The sequence below is a fragment of the Pseudomonas putida genome (genome assembly GCF_005080685.1).
Classification (GTDB): Bacteria; Pseudomonadota; Gammaproteobacteria; order Pseudomonadales; family Pseudomonadaceae; genus Aquipseudomonas; species Aquipseudomonas putida_V.
The window spans coordinates 3867135-3884052 of the sequence record NZ_CP039371.1; the positions used below are offsets into that span (position 1 = coordinate 3867135).

Genomic DNA, 16918 nt, shown 5'->3' on the forward strand with positions numbered 1-16918 from the left:
CATGACCGTCATGGCTCGCGGGGCTACCGCTGCCTCATGGACTACCGAGCTTGCACTTCCTGAAATCCCTGGATCATCGAAAGCCAACCAGTTCACTCCCGAGGATGTTGCAATGGACAGTCAACGGTTGATTTGTTTTCCAAGAGAACTGGGTGAGGAGCTCGCCGAGCTCATTGCTGAGAAAGCCAGGTGCTGCGGAGGTAGGGCGTTGGAGCTCTGGGAGGCGATCTGCGAGGGTTTTGGCAAGGCCGTTGTGCAGTCCTCAGCTGAACCCTTCGACGCCAAGACAAACTCCATCAGCACCCAGCTTCTGAGTGTTGGCAACATCGCGCTGGAATCTGCCCTGCAGAAGAATACTCAGCTCCAGGCTCAGCTCGAGCAGAGCAATTCCCTGCTGCGGCGCTGGTCTGAAGCAAACTTGCCAGCGATGCATTTGGCCATTCGAACTGAGCAGTACCTTGGCGACATCGGAGAGCTCGCCGCCGGCCAGGAAGGGAATGAAGATCACGATGACCGCGGCCTGGGGCAACTCGCAATCAGCCTGCTGCCTGGCCCGACCGCACAACCTGTACATGGAGATGCACGATGAGCGCTGTCGCATTGATTCCGGGTCACCGTCTCGAGGCCATGGAGGCCTTGATCGAAGGCCTAGACCCAGTAGCCGAGTCCCCCGTCACCAACTGCAACGTGGCCGAACTGATTCGTGCCGTGCGTACGTATCAGGTTCGGCAAATGCTGGAAAGCCAGGCATCCATGTCGATACCCGAAGAATGCCCGCACTTGATCATTTTCGACGACACCGAGTGCGAACAATTGATGTTTTCTGGCGCTGGCGCCCGCACCGCCGCGCTGAAGAAATGGGAGGCCATTAGCACAGCCTGGAATGCTCACCTGTTCGTGCGCGTGGCCCGTAACTCTCGCGATGACGAACACCCGAGCGCCGCCGCCAGCGAAGGCCTCAGCACCGCAGTCCGGGGGCAGCTGGGCAAAATCGCCGACTGGGATGATCGTACCCGCGAAGCCGTAATTGAGGGGATCAATCAGGAGATCCAGGAAGGCTGCAGCTACTCATGGTACGACGATGCGTTATCAGACCTCCTGACGCTCGTCGAAGCGGTAACGCCGGCTCCCATCGCCGAGCGCGTGCCACAAACCTGCACTTGGACGCACAACACCCATGACTCCAACTGGGACACCGGATGTGGAGAGAAATGGATGCTGAACGACGGGACCCCGACCGAGCACGGTGTTCGCTTCTGCCATAGCTGTGGCAAGCCCGTAGCGGCAGCTGAAATGGGACAGGACGCCGCCTGATCGTTACCAACGCCTCCCCCGAGACCAAAAAAACCGCCAGCATCAAATGCCGGCGGTTTTTTATTTCCTGTCGCGAGGGAGATCACTCCCGGCGTTTGTTGCTTCGTACTTGGCAGTTTCTCACCAGTGTGAAGGCCATGAATGGAAGCAATCGGAGTCGATGTCATACGGCACAGCATTAACACCAAATCCGATGAGGAGGATTTTCAGCAACTCCCCGTCATCGTCAGGCAGCGCCGCCCAGCTGGGCCTCATCCGAAAAGCAAAGCTATAGTCGTCCCACAAGCGCTCTACATCGTTCTCGCTGGCCATGTAGCCGGCCTGAACGAGCGTTGCCCTCATGCGACGGATATCAGCCGTTTTTGCAGATTCCGCTGCCTTGTACTCGAGGTATTCCATATCGCACCTTCCTAAGATTGAACGCCCAAACAACGGCGGTTCAGATCCACTGACGGGCCCAGCTATGAGCCCACAGCAGTTTACGAGACGTTGACAGAACGGGTCCGCACTACGCTACCGGAACATCAAAGTGGACACCTCGAACCCCATAGAGGCTCTGGAAGCGCTCAGGGGTTTCGTTGCGACTGCAGAAGTCGATGCAAAACACGCACAGACCATAGCCCTCGTCCCGGTTGCTCCACTGACGCCCTCGAGTGACTCCGCCACAGCACGAGCACAGCAAACGACGAATAGGTTGCCGTACCATCACGGCGAACTCTTGCTTGCCGGGCGCCCCAAACACTGCAGCGCCACGGACCAGACGCACATCCTGACCCTCGTACAGCACCAGAGCCCCCTCCTCTGTATCCACAATCGTGGAGGCGATCTTGTAGCCGGCCAAAGCCTGCTCGGGCGCAGTGCCAAACTCACAGATCTTGCTGAGCGCACGCAGCGCCAGCGGATTGCGAATGGTCACCACTTCAGGCAGTAGTACTTCGAATGTCGGCCCGGCGTACCGCATGGGAAGGCTCTTCGTGTCACCGCGTTTCTCTGCGACCTGGGTTGCATACGACAATGCTGCCTCCAGCTCCAACAGCCCGAAATAACTCTCGGCCTTGAGGTTGATGTTGAAGCAGTTGGCAAGCAACACCGCGGTACCACCATGGTTGCCGCTGAGACCAAACGTCATTGTCACGTAACGGGGTTCTGCAACTGCACGATGAGGAATCCCGTCGATGACAGTGTGGCGTTCGGCAAAGGCATGAATATCAGCCTCAACATCCTCGATGGGGTTGCTACCGTAGGTCCCTTGGAAGTCGTAGGTGTGGCACAGGTTGCGCCCACCGTTACGAAGATCAACGACCTCCGGCAGTTCAGGCCAATCCCAGTTGTCCTGGCCCGTGGTGCGGCCGCGCGGCTCGAAAGCATGATCGAGCGAGATCGGGGACCACAGCTGCCCTTCCCACCACCGCAGCTCATACGAGAACGCCTGATCGCGCCCTATGAAATTACCGGTTACGCGAATGGCCACTGGCGCTTGATCACCAGTCAACACCGGGATGCTGACATCCACCTTTCCATCATCTCGGGTCACGGTGCGCGGCTTGCGGCAACGTGGCGGGATGACGGATTCGGTGTAGTTGAAGAGAACGGAAATGTGCATGTGTTGCTCCTTGATTGAAACGCGGAGCAACCCCTGGCGGAGTTGGCCCGCGAGGGTTTTGATGGGGGTCTTCAGTTTGGAACCGGCATGCCTTGGGCTGGCCGTCTATGGCTTACTCAGAATCATCTTGCGTCAGGAAACGTGCTGCCTCAGACAGCGAGCAGACGTTGCCCAGGTATTCCGAGCACGAATCGTCAGCAAAAATGTCGTATGACCCACCATGCTCGCTGACATGCACTGCGACTGCACCGCAGGTGAAGTGGCGGGAGATGCAGGGCAGAGGTTCGGCTGAATGGGGTTCGTTATTCATGGTGGATGCTCCGTCGGCAGAATCCGCAGAGCTCCCCTGGCGGGATAGCCCCGCGAGGGTTTGTGATGTGCTGGTGACCACCAGCTGGGGTTTCCCGCTCCTGGTCAACCAGGGGCGCAGAACTGAAGATTTGCTGAGTGTACAACGCATCGCGAGGGATGAATATCCGCCAGGCAAAGACCGATCAAGCGAACTGTCAATCCTCCGTCTCCTCAGGCCAGCGGAGCTCTGCTGGAAGCTCAATTCGCTGCAGCACCCAACCTGTTTCATCGAAGAGACCCGGAATGATCTCGAAATCCAGTTGTTCGGGCATGTCTTCGTATTCATCCAGGCTCAAGCCTGACAGGAACAAGGTAGCGATGTTGCTGAACTGTCGGCCAGTGTCTGCTAGGCAATCAGCACCTTGGTTGATGTCGGTGACCTGACTGTTCAGATCGAGGAGCTCACAAACACTGGTACAAGCCATGTTGAAGAGCAGATCCACCCATCTGTTCTCGGCAGCCACGTAGGCACTGCCCAGGTGGCAATAAACCTGCCCATCTACCTCTTTTACTAGCGGCCACTGCAGGAGCAGCAGCGCAACGCCTGCGTACTCGCCTGATGCGGCAAGGTCACCTACACAGATGGTCCGTACCAGGCGCCGCACCGGGAACATTAAATCATCATCATCCATGTCAGGCGGATACACGGCCGGCGCCACATACACGGGGACTGTGCCCAATGTCGCGTCTTGAATCAGGTATGCCGGCTCGTCGATACCGGGTGCATCGTCTTTGAGTGCGCCCTCCCAGCCCAGGCAACCAAAGATTCCCATCCAGTTGATGGCTCTAGGGTCTCGGCCGAGCACCGCCGCAATCTCCTCCCTTTCAGGGTCGATGGGAGGCAAGAAAGCTTCGACCTCTGCATCCTCTTCATCCGCATCATCGGAAGCGAGTAGCTCGAAGGTTTCAAACAATTTCGAACGGAGAAACTCTACCTGCGCACTGGCTGGATGGTCGCCGGCTGCAGCCTCAAACTGAGTAAAAGGCCGGTTACTCGAGGGCGATAGGTTGCGCAGCAACCTGGTGGCATCTGGCGTTTGGAAATCGAACTGGTCGAGCAGGATGGCCAACTGGCCCAACAGCCGATCCAGGAACTGTGCGGGCGCAAGACGCTCGTCTGGTATTGATGGCGGAAGGGTCTCAATGCCGTAGGCCATCACATCCCAGGATCCGAAGCCACACAAGCCAGCAAGTACCTGCGCGGAATCTTCAGGGGGTATACCCATGCCTTCAGAGCACAGTTCTACCCACCGACGCGCACGCTCCACCGATTGCATGACGAACGGATCGCGGCTCATGTGGTGATCCCCGTGGACACATTACGATTGCGCCTGGAGTGGTTGCAGGCTGAGCCCACTGCAGGAGGCGATTTTATTGAGGATAGCTGCTGCTCCAGCGGCGTGAACCTCACTGACAACGGCATCGTCATTCAGTTGAGCTCACCCAACCGATGTGGCTTACTGCCAGTAACTCGCCACAGGACATCAGCGATACGTCCAGACGCACTTACCAGGGACCGCAACCCGGTTTGGGCAGGCCAGTACACAGAACTCGAATGGGACACACTGAAAGCCCAGAACCACGCCGACCCGTTTGGGAGCTGGTTCGCGACGTAATACCGCTAGAACACAAACACAGGGCCCCACGGGGCCCTTTTCACTATCAAGGGAATTTGTTCATGGATGTAAATCAAAAAGTGCAGCAATCCCAGCTTCAAAATTCGCTGATGCAACTGGCTACCCGCTTACGTGATGCTTTTGAGGAAGTCGTAAAATCAGGGGACGCACCGGAGCATTTGCGAAACTTTCCGGAGAGCTGCTGTGGGACTGTCTGTGAGCTGGTAGGGGAATACCTCAACACGATGGACATCGGTGAGTTCCACTACGTTTGCGCGATGAATGGCAGCCAATCTCACGCTTGGTTAGAGGGTTGCGGTTTCATCATCGATATTACCGCTGATCAGTTTCCTGGTCGTCCTCGCATCTATGTCGACGCGAAGGATTCCTGGTATGCCCAATGGGATGAGCGCAGCAGACAACTGGCAATTCACGAGCCATCATCCTACCACTACGGAGATGAACGCCAACTTATCCGACAGGTACTAGAACACATGACCCAACCGGGCGCGGCGGCTGGTTGATCGTGCAGTGCGCACAGTAAGATCTGAGCTTTAGAGCAAGTGTTTCCTGCTCATTTACTAGAAAAAGGATTTTTATGCCAAGCAATGATGTGTTCTATTTCAAGCTAGACGAAGACGAATTTATCAGTTTTGACGCAGCTGACCTTATCGACTTCAATTGGGAGGATTTCGTTAAATATGATGCGGGATTATACGTACAGCTGAAGGCTCGAAACGTCACGTATAAGAAAGGCAATAATAAGAAATTCAAAGATCAGTCGGTGCTACCTGCCAAGTGGCTCCACTCAAAAGGTGATGCTATTGCGCTGTCTCCCGGCGGATGGCGCCCACTTGCCTTTATCCCAAATGGAGCCGTCTTACTTTTCGACAAAAATGCCTTTGCCACGGTAAGAAATCATATTGACAACAACGGCAATGCGTCAGTTAACTCCATTCAGGTCGTGGTAGATTTATTCCAAAAAAGAGAAATAATCATCGACCCAAAACCTATTTTACTGGAGGGAAACAATCGGCATGACAAAAAACTGCCTAGCCTTGAGGAGATGAAAAAGGAACTGGGATATTTTATAGGCAAGATGAAAAAGCGCGCTCCAAATGTTACCATCATGGCAACAGAGGAGTCTCTCCTTACACTGCATGAAGCAAGCGAAGATTTTTTTGCCGGCCTTGATAGCCTTGTGCAATTCATTGAAGAGTCCTACAAGTACTATAGCTTAGGTAATAAGCCTCCTCGAACGCTAGAAGGTTTTATGGAGATCTTGGCCCTGGCTAAAAAAACTAACGTCCAGAGTATGCATTCTGTGTTCACAGCCATTGTGTTCAAAGCAATTTCTGGTGCAAGCCTAAATCCAACGCTGAAACTACTTAAATTCAATCAGCCTGACTACATTGCAAAAGGTCACGCATTCAATGGCGCGCTTGACATATTTTCCTTATTTATTTTTCTCAGCGAAATACGAAATCACGATTATAACGCATACTTTGTTACTGCCGACAAAGATCTCATACATCTCTGGAACGACATGACTAGCTTCATGAGGCTGGACAACCAACCAGGCGTTCTGCATTTTGATCTGAACTACTTCTTGCCTGGTTTACGCCAAGAAGAAATTAACGTGCTGGAAGGTATCATGGGTAGCTAAGGAAACTCTGAAGAGGACTTCCAGATTTGGCAGAATGCCTGATCTCACCCGCCGAGACGCCTGATGAAGCAGATGACCTTCGCCGATGCCGAGTACGCCGGCAAGCGCAAGCAGACCCGCAAGGAATTGTTCCTTATCGAGATGGATCAGGTGGTGCCGTGGAAGGGTTTGATTACCCTGATCGAGCCGCACTACCCGAAGGGTGAAGGCGGTCGTCCGGCCTATCCGTTTATGGCGATGCTGCGCATACATCTGATGCAGAACTGGTTCGGCTACAGCGATCCGGCAATGGAGGAAGCGCTCTACGAAACGACCATTCTGCGCCAGTTTGCTGGGCTGAGCCTGGAGCGCATTCCCGACGAAACCACCATCCTCAACTTCCGTCGCCTGCTGGAAAAGCACGAGCTGGCGGCAGGGATTTTGGGCGTGATCAATGGCTACCTGGGAGATCGCGGCCTGTCGCTGCGCCAGGGCACCATCGTCGATGCCACGCTGATTCATGCGCCGAGTTCGACCAAGAACCAGGACGGCAAGCGCGACCCGGAAATGCACCAGGCCAAGAAAGGCAATCAATGGTACTTCGGCATGAAGGCCCATATCGGTGTGGATGACGAGTCGGGCCTGGTGCATAGTGTGGTGGGCACGGCGGCCAATGTGGCCGATGTCACGCAGGTCGATAAGCTGCTGCACGGCGACGAAAACGTGGTCTGTGCCGATGCCGGTTATACCGGAGTGGAGAAACGCCCCGAGCATGAAGGTCGTCAGGTCATCTGGCAAATTGCCGCCCGGCGTAGCACCTACCAGAAACTGGGCAAGCGCAGCGTCCTGTACAAAGCCAAGCGCAAGATCGAAAAAGCCAAAGCGCAGGTAAGGGCGAAGGTCGAGCACCCGTTCCGGGTGATCAAGCGCCAGTTTGGTTATGTGAAGACGCGCTTCCGTGGCCTGGCCAAGAACACGGCACAGCTGCTGACGCTGTTTGCCCTGTCGAATCTGTGGATGGCCCGTCGACATTTACTGAGCAATGCAGGAGAGGTGCGCCTGTAATGTGGGGAATAGCCGCCGCGAGGTGCTCGCTGCGGCTAAAAAGACAGGAATGAGTCAGTGATCTGAGCGTTTTGGGTCGACTCGCCACTTTCAAAATCAGCGATGGTCGAAGCCGGCCAGAAGCACATGGCTACTTCAGACCATCCCTAATGAACTTTGGGCGAGCCTCATTGATGATTCTCGCCCAACCTACTTATTCAAGAACAAAATTTATTGATCACTTCAGCTCAAGCCCTGCGGTTGTTGCCTACGTACAAAATTCCGCTCATTGCTGCGCTGCCATTGGTTGGGATACGCCAACAGTTAAGGACTTGCATAACTGAAGGCCCGTGAGAAGCTCCAGGACGTACACAGACCCCTGGACAGGCCAACGCAAGGACCTATGCCCCATGCAGCAAGATGACGCCACCCTGGCCCGCTTTGAAGCCATCCACACGCAGATCAACGATGCAATCAGGGCCGACCACGAAGCTCGTTGGATGCAGACCGTTGGCGGGTTCACCGGGAACCGCGTGCCAGTGCAAGGCATGTACGTGATGACTGGACCGCACGGCTATTCAGCGCTCGGTTCGATCGGCTGGGTGGCTCAGGTTCGCTTGAAGCAAGGTCAGTTCGGCTCCGACAACTACATCCTGTGCCAAGCAGACAACGGGCCCCGCTTGATGCAGCACTCGAACAATGTGTTCTACCCGCTTACCCCTGAAGAGGTCGAACTGGTGCGACCGTTCTTTGTAGAGCGCCTGCCGGAGAACGAGGACTTCTGCCACGGCTACTCCCTGGGTACCGAGGAGACACGCGCCGTGGGCTTCCTGATCGACCCGCCTGAGTGCTTTGAGCCGCGCGGCGGCGAAGGCGCTCGGTTGAAGATGACAACCATCGGCGCCGATGGCAGCAAGACCATCACAGACACCGTGTTCTTGTAGGGAGCATTCACCGCTGCTGCTTCGCCGGCCAGACTGCACCGTCACCCAGCTCGCATGCTGGCCTTGAGAGCAAGAGCCGCCCCTACCCCAGCCCTCGAGCTGGGTACTGGTCGTGAGAGACGCGGTTGTCGCGTCCCGTAACCGGTAGAGCCGCCATGTCGTTTTCTTGGGAACATAGTTATCACTCCGGGATGTCCGCGCAGGGGGACCTGCGAGCTGCCGTTGAAGAGCGCGTGGCCGTAGGGGTTGTGGCCACCCTGTTGGACACGTTGAAGGTCATTCGAACGCTTCCCCGCTACCTGGATTCAGGTGGGGCAGTCTTCATCGACTCAGGCGCCTTTGCTGCGTTTCAGAAGGGCGAGCTGGTGAGCTGGACCAAGGTATTCAGCACCTATGAGTCTGTGCTCAACATGACGGACCGACCAGGTGGATTGAGCATTGTTGCGCCAGACGTCATTGGCGATCAGACGGCAACGCTGACGCTGTGGAGTGAGCACGCTGAACGGGTTCGCGCCTGGATCAGTGCCGGAGCTCGAGTCATCATCCCTCTGCAGCGCGGCGCACTGTCTGCTGGCGTAATGCTCGCGCACGCCAAGCGTATTTTCCAGACGGACCGTTTCTGCGCTGGCATCCCTTCGAACCTGGAGGCGATGAGCGCTGAGGATTGCGCGACACTGCACCATCGCGATTTTCACGTGCTGGGCCGCGTGATCATGACCCCCGAGCTCGAGCTCAAGCTGCGTGCGCTAAAGGCCAACAATCCCACTGCCACATACACGGCCGATGCCAATTGGCTGCGCTCACGCATTCGACAGATCTCCAGTGCGGCCGAGCGCCTGCGTTATGAACCCTCGAAAAACCAGTTTGAGTCGTTGCGGACCCGCGCGGTGCGATCAGTCCTGCGCGAAGAGGCATACGGCACCCAATCCCGCCGCCGGGCTGAGTGTGCATAAGGGCGGCGTGCTACTTTTGCGCGCTGAGAGGTTGAAGGGAGACGATATGGCTATTCGCAACTGGTGGACCAGCTTGAGGCAGCGGGACGAACATGGGGGGCTGATGCCGGAAGATCTACTACCTGAATTCGAGCGGTACCACGAGCTCATTGATGGTGAGACTTACGTCGTCGCGGCACGGGAGAATAACGGGGCACTGAACATTTTCTCTCACCAGCCCACCTACTCGTTGAAAGCCGATGCCTGGCGCTTCCCCGGCGGGGGCTGCACCCACGCCGTGAACCGGATGTGTGGATTACTGCAGTTGAGTGGCCCGACGCGCTTGATCGGGCCTGGGAACGGCAGTATTCGCGCACCTGTTTCGTGCTCATCGCCTGAGGTTCTCCCGACCCAGGCACCCGGTGGGGACAAGCTTCCCCTCTCAGGAAGTACCTCCGTCGCATCCAAACCGTGTGCTGAGAGCCGGCTCGAAGGTGGCGAGCAAGGCGCAATTTTCACTCTCAAGAGGAGCGATGCCTGACATGTCTTCAGTCGACTGCCCTGCACTGCATCACCGTGACGAGAGCTACCCGTTCGGCAATCGAGTGCCGTGCACGGTTCGCATGGTCAAGACAGTGCTTGCCGATCCCATGCCGGTGATCGGCTACGGCTACATTACCGGCAATGTGCCGACCGCGGTGATTAGCCAAACCCTCCCGGTCTGGACCAACAGTTACGGTGCTGTGGCGGCTATCATGCCGGATGGACAGCGCCTGGGCTTGAAGCCGGACGAGTTCGAAGTCGACACTTGGCACGATTTACCACTCGCACAACCCGACTGATATAGCGATACCCACCTTTAAGCCAGTCCGGCAACAATTGGACCGTGCACCCACTTACCCGATGAGTGAAAAAATGTTGACCAGAAGCATCTGGAAAGGGGTCGGAACAGTAGCACTGGCGGTGACATCGGCCTGCGTCGCAGCCTACGCCCGTCATGCATTGGGTGGTTGGATTTCCGCGCTTAGTTTCCTCCTGGTCATCGCGTGCTCAGTTCCCATGGTCATGCACTTCAACCTCATGGCCTCCCACAAAACACTCAGGCCGAAGCGCAAGGACTGGTTTGAAGAAGATGACCCCGGCCCGTTCTATCATCCGATTACAGGCTTTCACCGTAACGACGACGATTGAACCCACTCCTGCCAGGTGGCCTGCTGGCCTAAGCGTGCCAGGGCGCCGTAGTGCCCCCGCGCTGTACCCGCGAGTATGACCCCACGAAGGTTCTTCGCCCCGGTCTGAAGCCATCGCTTCGTACCGGGTATTTCTCCATCTGGCCCGGTAACGGGTACGGATTGCCCTACCTTAGCGCTCCCCCGGCGTCAGAATTCCTTCGTGCCTCTTCGACAGGCACGACGGCCCACCACGGCGAAGTCCGGTAAAGGACAGTCGAGCCACACCCTCCAATACATCACATTGTCCGTCTGGGAAGTGCTTCGTGGGCCGGGTTAACTTTCCCTCGGAGAAATGCTGATGTCAGACAACCTTCGCTTCCCCAATGGCGTGTCCGTTGCCCAAGCCAAGAAGGACGCTAAATCGTTAGCCAGGGCGCACGGTATCCTTCTCGCTGAAGCTCAGAACCAGGTCGCCAAGGCGAATGGGCTCGACATGCTGTGGAGCCGGGCAATTGAGCGGCTTAAGCTCCTCAATCAACCGCTGGCGTGCCTGCAACTGCCGCTTCGGTTCTCGCTAGAGCCCCTTCCGCTCGCCGTACCGTTCCGTGCTCCGGCCATGCTCCTGGCCGGCCCCTCGGGCACGGGTAAAAGTGTCTTCGCCGTAGCGCTGGCCGCCCAGCAGCTGCGTGGCCACACCGATGCGGAGTTGCACTGGATCACGGACAGGGCCTTCCCGACTATTGGCTCTTCCCTGCCTGAGACCTGGGTTAGCGATAACCTGCTTCAGGCCCTCATGCGCCGCCATGGGTCCCGCATCAAGCTTCACGGCCGCGACTACACCGGCGACCTACCAGGCAATGGCTCTCCCCCCGGCACCGTGATCGTGCTTGATGAGGTGGGTTATTGCGACGAGCTACCAGAGATCATTGAACGATGGATCTCACTCGCACAGCAGAGGCGCCACATTCTCATCGTGTGTGCCCAGGTGCTTTCCGAGGTAGTGCGGGGTGAGCTCCCTCGTAGCGTGTGCACGCTGTTCCATGCACGCCCCAACTACCCTGAGATGTCGCCGCTGCCGTTGATACAGGGGCTTGCCCGCAAGCTGAACAGTCTGCGGTTCGAACGTGGCCGCTTCAGCGAGTTCCTGGCTGTCGACGGGTCTGGCCCTTGGCCTGATTTTGTCCGCCTCCCCCTACCCTGCATTCATAAACTTTGAAGTGGTCCGCCAGCCCCGTGCCCACGGGGTTGGCGCTCCTTTTCGACCCGTTCGTGGGTACCAACACCACCTTGCGCTCACAGCGTTCCATGAGAGCCTCATTCAACACATGTTCGCGGCTAGGAGCGAGGGGATATGGGTCATGTCTTGGGGGGATAAAGCGGCCCCGATCATCGCGGAAGTCATTCGTCGTGTGGGCAGGAGCGACCTGAAAACACTGCGCCAGGCACTGGCAGCCGCCTACCCATGGGATGGTCGCAAAAACGCCCCCTACAGAGCCTGGCTAAACGAGATCCGGCGCCAGCTGGGGCACCCGCTGTATGTGCGCAAGGTAGACCCGCTGGACCGACAAACCGACATGTTTGGCCACCGTTAGGAAGTATGCGCTATGTGCTCAGCGTTGCTTGGCACTTCCTGATAGAGAAGCAGGCATGCCCTATATGCCCTGCGAGAGCGGCCGGTCGTGGTCGCCAGCAAGGGAAAACCTGGGTCATTGACCCGGACTTCGAAGTTTGAGAGAGGTGATATGAACAATGCATTGAAGGCTTTCCTCTGGGTACCAACACTCCCGCTGCTCTGGTGTGGGCTACAGTTCCACATCCTGGGGCACGTCCCCAAAAGCAGCCAACGCGCGGCCTTGCTGATGCTCGTGATCTGCCTGGCGGTAGCCCTGTTGTTTTCCTGGGGGCGGAAAAAGGCCATAAGCAATCGTCTGCACCTGGACATGCGACTGAATACCGTTGCAACAGCCGACGGCGAGGTCTTTACCGGTGCCTTCTCCTCCGATACTCGCTTCCTGGCCGATCTGGAAGCGCTTCACAACGTCATTCGGGCCGTGGCCGGAAGGGAATCGCACACCCAAGGACGTTCGATCATGTGGCGCGAAGCGGCGCTTGTCCGCATTTGGCCGGGCCCTTCTGGGCTCACACCGTTAGAGTTGGATGTCGTGACACAAGCCCTCGCCGATGAGTTCGCTGAGTTGGAGGTCCAGGTGATGGATGCCACAGCAGAACACACCAATCAAGGAGCAGTAACGGCGGAACGGCCCTACAGCACCGCCTAAAGGAACAACGCACTGCCCAGCAGCCCGCCACCGCCGCGGGCTTTGCCAGTACAAGAGGCGCAGAGTTTGCGCAGTGGAAAGGATTGCAGATGAAAGAGCGCACGATTCTCTTCAACACCCATATGGTCCGAGCCATTCAGGAAGGTCGTAAGCATGCAACCCGCTTTGCCGTGACCGGCGCCGCGGCCAAGTGGCTGATTGACCAGTCGCCCGAATGGGTCGCAGACCACGCCGGGGCGTTGTGCAAACTGGGCCAGCCTGGCGATCGGCTTTGGGTGCGCGAGGACACTGAAGCGTACCTGTCACCCTGCGAGTCCGTGATGCTGTCGCGCTATGTCGTCGACAAGCAGCCGGTGCTTTACGCCGGCCGCGAAAATCCGAGATTCAACGGCTCCGTCGCTCACTGGGATTATCCGAGCAATCTGCGTCCTGCCGCGCGGATGCCGCATTTCGCCAGGCGCATCCTGCTGGAAATCACGGCTGTCCGGGTGGAGCGGTTACAGTCGATCAGCGACGAGCATTGTGTCGCTGAGGGCATCATCCCGGTGGCCAAGAACAACCCGGACGACCCGCACGAGCGACAATTCTGGCGGGACTATCACCTGGGCGGGGACGGGACGTTCTGTGTCCCTACTCCCCGAAACTCGTTCCAGACACTTTGGCGCCACAACAATGGTTGGTCGTTCCCCTGCGGCGCAGCACTCGAGGCTACTGCCCCCCATCGCTGGGCGGCCAACCCCTGGGTATGGGTGTTGGAGTTCTCCCGCATAGACGCCAGCCAGCAGGCCAGCGCCGGCTTAGCGGCCTGATCACTACTGGACTCACCCATGAACCAATACGATCTCAAAACCGCTCAAGCCGCGTATCGCATCCGCCACCTCACCTCGCGATTGATCTGAATCACGCGCATGCTTAAAGGAAGGCACGATAAAGGCCTGAGTAAACCACCCAACGAGCGCGGCTGGGCCCCCGGGACTGCAACGCTTGTTGGCCAGGCTGGATACGGAGTAACCGAGCAAACTCGGCCGTTGAATAGAGCTTGCAGGAGCGGAATAGTGCCTGGGTAGTGCGGGTCCCGTGCTGCGATAGACGCTTTAGTCGAACGCTGGCCACTCGCTCACGCTGATTTCTGCCATCAGGTCCAATATCGGCTCCGAGAGCGGCTTGAAGTGCCCTCGACGCTGAGTGCGATACTCGATCCGGCCCTCTTTCGGGATAAAGACACCGTGCTGCGCGTGGGGGCCCATCCACATCCTCGCTCGAAAATCGATGATGTAACCGAAGCCAAGCTCCAGCCACCAGTGCGCGACCCCGCAATCTGCACCGCGGCCCCCGGCCGGATCATTCAAGCGCCGCAGGTCGACAAGCTCGCCACCGGCCACAACGTGCTCGATGCTGTTCTTGTGCAGCAGATGCGATATGACTTGGGTCATGCCGTCGCATTCGACCTGGGCAATCTTGGCCAACGGCTCAAGCCACGCCTGCAGCCTAAGGACATCGTAAGGGAGGCCGTCAGCCTCCCCCTCAGCGGAACAGAGTTGGGAGCACATAACTAATTGCCGCCACGGACATGCAGAGTCCGAACAGTCTGAGAACGGTGTTGATCTTGGCCGTCCGGGTCATGTTTCGGAACTTAGGCCCATGCACCGTATCCTTTGTGCTGTAGAACCACACTGTGGTCAGCAGCGTGAACATAACGAGTCCCAGCTTGGTTGCCTTGTCCAGGTCATGTTTGAAGGCGATGTACACCAAGGCAGCCAGGCACAAGGCAATCGCCCAGGGGAACATGTGCCTCACCAGCGAGCGTATACCCTCAAAGGTGCCGTTCTCTTTGGGATGTGGCGGGGCGTTGACTCGAGCCGTCGCAATGTTGCCATTCTGTGCCGGCTTGCCAGCTAGATTGGCGGAGAGCAATTCAGCCATTACCACCGCCTGATCTGGCCGCACAACAGCGGAAAAGGTTTCTACCAGCGCGGGTTGGTCAATCCCTCCTGGATCTGCGTGGAACGTGATGCCGTGCGCACCCGCTGTGAAAATGGCAGCGTGCACAGTCAGCGCCGGCTCCCCTGGTTCTACCAGTCGCTGTTTGAGCGCTCGGGCGCCAATCACGGCGACCCCCGCCTCTTGAATACCGGCCACCAGCTCTGCGGCCTGGGCTGCATTGATCTCGTTCACTCTCCACTCCCTTGAGTTGTCTTTGCCCGGCGAAATGCCGTGCTGAGTACCCTCTCACGTCAACAGCAAACCGCAAGCTGAGCTGTCCGCGGTCATTATTGCTTCTGCCCCTGCAAAGCGCATCACTTCTGCATGCCCTGGGTCCCTGAAAGTTCGACGGCCGGCTCCTCCTGGACCTCTCAGCGCCGAATCTAGGCCCCTATGCACCCCGGCAGGGGCGGATTGGGAGCTTGCGGCTTTTGCGAAGCAGCACACTCTAGGCGAAACAGCGTGTTACTAGACCTGATATGGGTAGATCGACGATGAGTTATGAAGGCTACGCAATCAACAAACACTCCTCCAGCTGGATTCTCTATGACCCACAGGGTGAGCCAATTGGTTCTTCGAAGACCAAGCGTGAATGCACCCGCTACCTCGCCAAGATGTTTCTGGAGGATGAGCAGAGCATTTTGGCAGAGGCGTACCAGGAGAAGATGCGGGAGCAGGGCGAAGAATACAGTTACGGCGATGCGCTCGATGCGCTGATCCAGGCCACAACTACGGATGCTACACACTTCATTGAAACGTTGCGGCCCGAGCTGAAGAACCGCTTCGAGGCCAGCGGAAGTCCCGTTTTCATCGTTGAGCTTGAACAGCGCCAGTAGGCCCTCACCGGCCAGCCGCCCTGGCCGCCGGCCTCCCTGCATTCGCCCTGTTGAGCAGTCATCGCGCTGCTCGGTCTCCCGTCGGCCTCTATCCCGAGGCCTTCTCGCCGTCGCCGTGGTGCCTGGGAAAGCTGCAATGTCAGAGGCATGTGCAAGCATTCAGTCATTGCTAGGCCAGGCCGCCCTATCTGGCCGCTTATCAAGGAGATGCACATTGGAGCAGACGTACCCCCAGTTTGAGCGCTACGAAGACCTGCTGGCGCGAGAGGGCTTTCATCCGAAACTCGAGTTTCACCCGCAAGGAGAACGCGCCATGAAGGACGTGCTCTGGCCCTATAAGTTCTTGGACAAGGTCAACTGCGGCATCTCGGCCTGCCGGCAACTGCACTACTCGGGCTATCTGATCACCACGAGTGATGGGCTCGAGACGGGTATCGGTGTCGACTGCGGACGAAAGTACTTCGGGCTGCAGTTCACCCGCCAGCGTCAGCGGGTCGACCAGGAAGTCGCGCGACGCCGACGAATCAAGGTGGTCCAGGACCTGATCGGACAGCTTCCGTCCATGGTCAGCACGCTGGCGAAGATAAAGGCCGACTACCAGGATTTGCAGGACCAGAAGCAGCGACTGATGGGGCGATCGGCCCCAGCATCTACGCTGTCTTGAAACAGCGTGCGGAGAAGGATGACACCAGGATCACTCGCAGCGTGCGGCTGACCGGGCTGGACCTCGAGGCCTACTACGCCACCAATAACACCAAGGGACGCCAGGCCGACGCCCCGCACGGGGAAGAGCTGGTTGCCACCCTGGAAGGGTTGGCGTTCATCAAGGCGCGCATCAAGGACATGCTCATCACCAACCTGTTGCAGCCGCTCCAGTCGCTCAGCACTTGCAAGGCTGATGATGTGGAACAGTGGAAAGTGCGCGAGCTTGGGAAAACGGCCAAATGGGTCGGCGAGGTCCCCCAAAACCTCATCAGGGCGCAGGAGCAAATTGCGGCGGGTCGCCGCTTCTTCACCAGCGAGAACATCGCCAACCTCGTCCACATCGGCGCCCCTGATGGGCCGTTGGCGCGGATCGTTACCGACCTAAAAGCGGCCGAGCAATCTCGACTGGAAAATATCCTGTAGTCCCCCAAGCCGCGGGCGGTGACTGGCTGAATCAGTGCCCGCCTGCCCCTTGGCGAACATAGGCAGGGGTA

At 57.8% G+C, this 16918-nt stretch carries 21 protein-coding genes; 15 read left to right on the forward strand and 6 right to left on the reverse strand.

Translation table 11 applies throughout. The features are described 5' to 3' along the window. Position 1 precedes the first annotated feature (1 nt). Together E6B08_RS17535 and E6B08_RS17540 are read left to right on the forward strand one after the other, a co-directional pair. Positions 2-589, forward strand: a complete 588-nt coding sequence (locus E6B08_RS17535; protein WP_136915213.1) for a hypothetical protein — start codon at positions 2-4, stop codon at positions 587-589. After that, positions 586-1314: a hypothetical protein gene (locus tag E6B08_RS17540; protein ID WP_136915214.1), complete on the forward strand. Its 729-nt coding sequence runs from the start codon at positions 586-588 to the stop codon at positions 1312-1314. Before E6B08_RS17535 ends, E6B08_RS17540 begins: the two co-directional genes overlap by 4 nt. A 120-nt stretch (positions 1315-1434) precedes the next feature. On the opposite strand, the gene E6B08_RS17545 is transcribed toward E6B08_RS17540, so the two are convergent. The 4 genes from E6B08_RS17545 to E6B08_RS17560 all read right to left on the reverse strand — a co-directional run bounded on the left by E6B08_RS17545 (position 1435) and on the right by E6B08_RS17560 (position 4566). After that, positions 1435-1713, reverse strand: a complete 279-nt coding sequence (locus E6B08_RS17545; protein ID WP_136915215.1) for a hypothetical protein — start codon at positions 1711-1713, stop codon at positions 1435-1437. A gap of 109 nt (positions 1714-1822) precedes the next feature. Then, complete coding sequence (locus tag E6B08_RS17550; RefSeq protein ID WP_136915216.1) at positions 1823-2917, reverse strand: hypothetical protein; 1095 nt, start codon at positions 2915-2917, stop codon at positions 1823-1825. A gap of 112 nt (positions 2918-3029) precedes the next feature. Then, positions 3030-3227 (reverse strand): hypothetical protein, encoded by a 198-nt coding sequence (locus E6B08_RS17555; protein ID WP_136915217.1) that lies wholly within the window; start codon positions 3225-3227, stop codon positions 3030-3032. Positions 3228-3423: 196 nt separating this feature from the next. Further along, positions 3424-4566 carry a hypothetical protein gene (locus E6B08_RS17560; RefSeq protein WP_136915218.1) on the reverse strand — a complete coding sequence of 381 codons (1143 nt, stop codon included), beginning with the start codon at positions 4564-4566 and terminating at the stop codon, positions 3424-3426. Between the two features lie 380 nt (positions 4567-4946). Between E6B08_RS17560 and E6B08_RS17565 the strand changes: the two genes are divergently transcribed. The 10 genes from E6B08_RS17565 (at position 4947) to E6B08_RS17615 (ending at position 13709) form a co-directional block, all read left to right on the forward strand. Beyond that, complete coding sequence (locus E6B08_RS17565; RefSeq protein WP_136915219.1) at positions 4947-5408, forward strand: hypothetical protein; 462 nt, start codon at positions 4947-4949, stop codon at positions 5406-5408. Between the two features lie 74 nt (positions 5409-5482). Beyond that, positions 5483-6550: a hypothetical protein gene (locus tag E6B08_RS17570; RefSeq protein WP_136915220.1), complete on the forward strand. Its 1068-nt coding sequence runs from the start codon at positions 5483-5485 to the stop codon at positions 6548-6550. Between the two features lie 63 nt (positions 6551-6613). Continuing rightward, a complete protein-coding gene (locus tag E6B08_RS17575) occupies positions 6614-7594 on the forward strand; it encodes an IS5 family transposase (RefSeq protein WP_136912775.1) in 981 nt (326 codons plus the stop codon). 389 nt (positions 7595-7983) lie between these two features. After that, positions 7984-8517: a hypothetical protein gene (locus E6B08_RS17580; RefSeq protein ID WP_136915221.1), complete on the forward strand. Its 534-nt coding sequence runs from the start codon at positions 7984-7986 to the stop codon at positions 8515-8517. 155 nt (positions 8518-8672) lie between these two features. After that, entirely contained in the window at positions 8673-9470 is a 798-nt protein-coding gene (locus tag E6B08_RS17585; RefSeq protein ID WP_238349233.1) for a hypothetical protein, read from the forward strand. Between the two features lie 521 nt (positions 9471-9991). Next, complete coding sequence (locus E6B08_RS17590; protein ID WP_136915222.1) at positions 9992-10291, forward strand: hypothetical protein; 300 nt, start codon at positions 9992-9994, stop codon at positions 10289-10291. A 73-nt stretch (positions 10292-10364) separates the two neighbouring features. Beyond that, positions 10365-10640 (forward strand): hypothetical protein, encoded by a 276-nt coding sequence (locus E6B08_RS17595; protein ID WP_136915223.1) that lies wholly within the window; start codon positions 10365-10367, stop codon positions 10638-10640. 339 nt (positions 10641-10979) lie between these two features. After that, complete coding sequence (locus tag E6B08_RS17600) at positions 10980-11837, forward strand: hypothetical protein (RefSeq protein WP_136915224.1); 858 nt, start codon at positions 10980-10982, stop codon at positions 11835-11837. A gap of 526 nt (positions 11838-12363) precedes the next feature. Next, entirely contained in the window at positions 12364-12900 is a 537-nt protein-coding gene (locus tag E6B08_RS17610; RefSeq protein WP_136915226.1) for a hypothetical protein, read from the forward strand. A gap of 89 nt (positions 12901-12989) precedes the next feature. Next, the gene (locus E6B08_RS17615; RefSeq protein WP_136915227.1) at positions 12990-13709 is read left to right on the forward strand and encodes a hypothetical protein; all 720 of its coding nucleotides are present in this window, start codon (positions 12990-12992) and stop codon (positions 13707-13709) included. A 285-nt stretch (positions 13710-13994) separates the two neighbouring features. On the opposite strand, the gene E6B08_RS17620 is transcribed toward E6B08_RS17615, so the two are convergent. After that, on the reverse strand, positions 13995-14366 hold the full coding sequence (locus E6B08_RS17620; protein ID WP_136915228.1) for a hypothetical protein: 372 nt from the start codon (positions 14364-14366) through the stop codon (positions 13995-13997). 58 nt (positions 14367-14424) lie between these two features. Beyond that, positions 14425-15075 (reverse strand): hypothetical protein, encoded by a 651-nt coding sequence (locus tag E6B08_RS17625; RefSeq protein ID WP_136915229.1) that lies wholly within the window; start codon positions 15073-15075, stop codon positions 14425-14427. Between the two features lie 302 nt (positions 15076-15377). Here E6B08_RS17625 and E6B08_RS31165 point away from each other — a divergent pair, with 302 nt between their 5' ends. The 3 genes from E6B08_RS31165 to E6B08_RS17640 all read left to right on the forward strand — a co-directional run bounded on the left by E6B08_RS31165 (position 15378) and on the right by E6B08_RS17640 (position 16847). Next, positions 15378-15719 carry a hypothetical protein gene (locus E6B08_RS31165; protein WP_238349234.1) on the forward strand — a complete coding sequence of 114 codons (342 nt, stop codon included), beginning with the start codon at positions 15378-15380 and terminating at the stop codon, positions 15717-15719. 214 nt (positions 15720-15933) lie between these two features. Continuing rightward, positions 15934-16383 (forward strand): hypothetical protein, encoded by a 450-nt coding sequence (locus E6B08_RS17635; RefSeq protein WP_136915230.1) that lies wholly within the window; start codon positions 15934-15936, stop codon positions 16381-16383. After that, a complete protein-coding gene (locus E6B08_RS17640; RefSeq protein WP_136915231.1) occupies positions 16380-16847 on the forward strand; it encodes a hypothetical protein in 468 nt (155 codons plus the stop codon). Before E6B08_RS17635 ends, E6B08_RS17640 begins: the two co-directional genes overlap by 4 nt. The last annotated feature ends 71 nt before the right edge of the window (positions 16848-16918 follow it).